General features: G+C 39.7%; 6 protein-coding genes. All 6 read right to left on the bottom strand.

Going from position 1 to position 4567, the window contains the following annotated elements:
• Positions 1–114 precede the first annotated feature (114 nt).
• On the bottom strand, positions 115–1407 hold the full coding sequence (locus tag ACTHSP_RS18080) for a valine--pyruvate transaminase (RefSeq protein ID WP_308887046.1): 1293 nt from the start codon (positions 1405–1407) through the stop codon (positions 115–117).
• A 227-nt stretch (positions 1408–1634) separates the two neighbouring features.
• Entirely contained in the window at positions 1635–1955 is a 321-nt protein-coding gene (locus tag ACTHSP_RS18085; protein ID WP_440346600.1) for a hypothetical protein, read from the bottom strand.
• Positions 1956–2017: 62 nt separating this feature from the next.
• Positions 2018–2407 (bottom strand): hypothetical protein, encoded by a 390-nt coding sequence (locus tag ACTHSP_RS18090; protein ID WP_308887044.1) that lies wholly within the window; start codon positions 2405–2407, stop codon positions 2018–2020.
• A gap of 2 nt (positions 2408–2409) precedes the next feature.
• On the bottom strand, positions 2410–2829 hold the full coding sequence (locus ACTHSP_RS18095) for a hypothetical protein (RefSeq protein ID WP_154954490.1): 420 nt from the start codon (positions 2827–2829) through the stop codon (positions 2410–2412).
• Between the two features lie 409 nt (positions 2830–3238).
• A complete protein-coding gene (locus ACTHSP_RS18100) occupies positions 3239–3760 on the bottom strand; it encodes a hypothetical protein (RefSeq protein ID WP_003684204.1) in 522 nt (173 codons plus the stop codon).
• A 67-nt stretch (positions 3761–3827) separates the two neighbouring features.
• On the bottom strand, positions 3828–4567 hold a 740-nt coding region (locus ACTHSP_RS18105), incomplete at its 5' end, for a CHAP domain-containing protein (protein ID WP_440346601.1).

Genomic DNA, 4567 nt, shown 5'->3' on the forward strand with positions numbered 1-4567 from the left:
CGTCCTCGATTACGAAGGCAAAAAACTGGTTATCCACCATATCTAAATCCGACAAAAAGGCCGTCTGAAACCCGATTGTTCAGGTTTCAGACGGCCTTTGTCTATTCACAGCATTTATTTTTTATCGTACAAACCGCGCACCACGCGACCGATCGCGGCAATGCCTTTTTCCAGCGTTTCCGCATCCTGCGCAATGCTCATACGGATACACTCGTGTGCGTGCGGATAGTCTTGCCTATCAATGCCGACAAAGAAATGCTCGCCCGGAATAATCAGCGTGCCTTCAGCCTTGAGCATTTCGTACAAGGTTTGCGACGAAACAGGCAGGTTTTCAAACCAAAGCCACAAGAAAATCGCACCTTCAGGCTTATGAATTTTCAACGGATACGCACCCAACTCACGCTTGAGCAGGGAGACCGCCGTTTGCGCCTGCTGACGGTAAAACGGCTGAATCACTTGGTCGGCCAGCTGTTTCAGACGGCCGTCATTTAACAGCGGAGCCGCAATCGCCGCGCCGAAACGGGTTGGCGACAGGTTTACAATCGCATTCAAACTGCTGACGGCTTTGACCACTTCCGGCGCAGCAACAATAATGCCGGTACGCACGCCGGGCAGGCCGATTTTAGAAAGGCTGAAGCAGAGGATAATGTTTTCGTGCCAGTTGAGCGTCACATCGCTGTAAATAATATTCGGGAACGGCATTCCGTAAGCGTTGTCGATAATCAGCGGAATCCCGTGTTCTTGCGCCAAAGCGTCCAAACGCGCCATCTCGCCGTCGGTCAGCACATTGCCGGTCGGATTAGTCGGGCGCGAACAGCAAATCGCACCGATTTTGCCCTCTTTCAATTCAGGCAGGCTCTCCAGCGTGTCAAAGTCCACGCGGTATTTGAAAAATCCCGCTTCGCCTTCGTGTTCGACATTTTCGATTTTCGGTTTTACCGAAATAAAATGCTGCCCTTCGACATGCACGTCGGCATAACCGATATATTCAGGCGCAAGCGGCAACAAAATGGCTTTTTCAGCCGTTTGGCCGTCTGAAAGATTGAATTTGCCACCGAACAGGTTGAACAAATAGAAAAACGCGTTTTGCGAACCATTAGTCAGCGCGATATTGTCCGCCGTCAGATTCCAGCCGTATTCATGGTTAAGAAACTCCGTCAAAGCCGCAATCAACGCCGCATCGCCCTGCGGATTGGAATAATTGCCGATATTCTCAACAGCGTGTTCCACCGCCAGCTTGGAAAACACATCGGCGAACACGGCATTGACTTCAGCAATCTTCGCCGGATTACCGCCGCCAAGCATATTGACGGGCTTGTCGCTTTTGAGCGCGTCGCCCAAATCGTCCATCAACTGCAAAATACCGCTGTGTTGTGTGAATTTTTCGCCGAATGCTGAAAACTGCATGAAAACTCCGTTGCTGAGTGTGTAAAAACAATAAACCGCTATTATAAGAACAAAGGCCGTCTGAAAACCAGTTATCCTGATTTTTCAGACGGCCTTTAGTTTCTCAGCTATCGATGCTGAATAACCCGATAGCCATTTTCTACGCTTTATTGTTCATGAGTAACTATCCATTGAAAGAATAAGGGAAAATCGTACTATCATCAGCATTCTTCAAATTTGGGAAGGATTTAACCAAACGAACGACCACCATAGCTGCGCTCTTCTTGAACTTGCGGAACATTTTGAGCGACTTCTTGAGTCTGATTTTGTTTTAAGGTTTCTCGCAACTCATCTCTAAAATTCGCCACTACATCGGCATTTTCAGTCAATGCTTTGGTTGTGAACGTACCATCTTTGTCGTTTTTAAAGCCTTGAATTAGAGCTTGAAGTTTGTCAGCTGCAGTTAAAGCTGATTCAGCAAAATTTACGCCTATTTCTCCAAGATTAACCTTTTTATGTTGTAACTCCCAATTTTGGCGAATATTCCTTAACTGTTCCTCAGGTATCAATAAGGACTCTTCTCCTGGTGTTAAAGCATGCCCTAAATCAGGATCATTTAACCCTATACCTTTTAATAAGGTGGAGGCAACAGAGTTGCGCTATTATCTCCTAAACCGAAGAATGGATATGTGAATTCATGTTTATTAATTTCTTTTCCTATCGCATACCCTAAATTAAATTTATCCATAACATCTTTATAATTCCCTTCAAAAACTACTTCTTGATTTTGAGATGAATTATAAAAAAATCCTTTTACTTCTTTTTCATTGTAAACATACAATTTATCAGAAGGTAAATAACCGATTGGTTTAATTTCCCCATCTTTTGATGTGGCAAGTCCATTCAATTCATGAATTACCCGATTATTAGGATCCAATACAGCAATAAAATTATGTCCAGCTATACCTCCTAAAAGAGGTAATTGTGATTTCACAATTTTATAGTTCCCAGTATTTTCCATATTTAATTCACCTTCTCCGTATCTTCTACAATTTGATATTCAATCTTCAAAGAATCCATCCCTTTTTTAGGGAAAATAACGATATGATAAATGCGTTTTGCCCGACCACTTCCCGAGCTAATACCGGCAACCTTAGTTTTAATATATCCTAAATACTCGCACATCTCTTTTTCTACTTCACAAGTCATACCCATTTGGGAAACGGTCTTTCTAATATTATCAGCACTTTTATCACCACTTAACTGAGCATAAATCATTTTGCTCAATGCTTCTTTTTCAGGTTCATTTGGAAATGTTTTAGTAATATATTCTTTAATTTTCCCATGGGGCAAATTATCATAATTAACAGTCATTTTGGGAAAGCCTAAATCACAAGCTGCCAAAAGAAGGGACAAACTCAAAAGAATAGCTAGTTTTTTCATTTTAAAACTCCTTAACTTTTTAGCAATCTAAACCATTATAATAACTATTTCTTTATAATTAATAAGTTTACATTAAATTATTCACATTCTAGCATGTATTTCGCAAACATAGATAAAATAAAACGACAAACGGCCATATTTTAAGACAATGTACAAAACTTTCCAAAAACCACTCTCTCTTCTATCATGCTTCCATAAATTTCATAAAATAGATGATTTTAAGCCTACTAATTTTTTCCAAGCATCCTTAAATACAAAAAAGAGCGTATGTAATACACTCCTAAAATTCTTCATTTTTAACAATAAAAACTGTGATCTAAAGGCACATTCTACAATTATCCTCACAATAGACAAAGGCCGTCTGAAAACCAGTTATCCTGTTTTTTTCAGACGGCCTTTAGTTTCTCAGCTATCGATGCTGAATAACCCGATAGCCATTTTCTACGCTTTTACCTGTCTTGGCACAAAGTTCATCGCCGCATCGCACGATATTGGCTCGATTGATGCGACCGACCATATCCGCATCCTGTCGTTTTTGGTCAATCAACATTGTATAAAAGAAAGATAATGCCAATCCGCCAATAACCAATGTTGCCATTGCAAGCGAAATAATCCATACCAAACGTGAAGAAATCTTCTGATTTTCTTCATTTACCTTATTCAAGTATGCATTGAATTCACGTACTTGATCAGCCATTTGGTTGCGTGCCTTTTCCATATCTCGCACATAACCTGCCACCGAATTTGACATTTCTTTCGTCACTTCCGCACGCACCATCTCCGTAATCATTTTGCGTTGATCGTAAAGTGATTTATCCAATTTATCTTCAAGATTTTGGACAATCTGATGGGTACTTTGCCTAAATTGTGTCATTACCTCGGCGGTTTCAAGCAAAAGATTATGTGCTTGCTCAAGTTCGTTATTATTCATGCGTAACTATCTATTGAAAGAATAAGGAAAAAACGTGCTATCAGCATTCTTCAAATTTGGGAAAGATTTAACCAAACGAACGACCACCATAGCTGCGCTCTTCTTGAACTTGAGGAGTATTTTGAGCAACTTCTTGAACCTGATTTTGTTTTAAGTTCTCTCGCAACTCATCTCTAAAATTCGCTACCACATCAGCATTTTCAGCCAATGCCTTGGCTGTGAACGTACCATCTTTGTCGTGTTTAAAGCCGTTTATCAAATTTTGCAATTTATCCTTTGAAGAAAGTTCGTTTACAGTGGATGATTTATTTATTTCTATTTCTTGAATTCGTTTATCAACTTCAATATTCCAATCAGGCGTACCATACCCTTTTATTGTATTTTTGTCTAAAGGATATTGTTTCTCCCTAACTGTTGTTCCATTACTATCCCCTGGCTTAGCACTAGTATTACCTTCAATTGTATAAACAATACCTTTTTCTAGATCAACATCAATAACAACCCCTGTATGATTAACCGTTCTTTTTTTATCTTTTGTTGAATTAAGAAAGAAAATTTGATCTCCTTTCTGAGGAATATAATCTTTTGCATCATGCCAATTACCTATTTTTTGATAATTAGCTTTGCTAAGCTCTGTTCCTGCAGAAAATCCACCTAACATTTTTTTTGCATTTTGTTTGCCAAACGATTCTTCCATAACATAATCAACATACATATCGCACCAATATTGGCCTTGCATGCCATAATGAGCCCCAAAAATGGTATTATCCTTACCTTTTTCGGTATAGCCATTATATTTCCTTAAAT

Source organism: Neisseria sp. P0001.S005 (assembly GCF_051963715.1).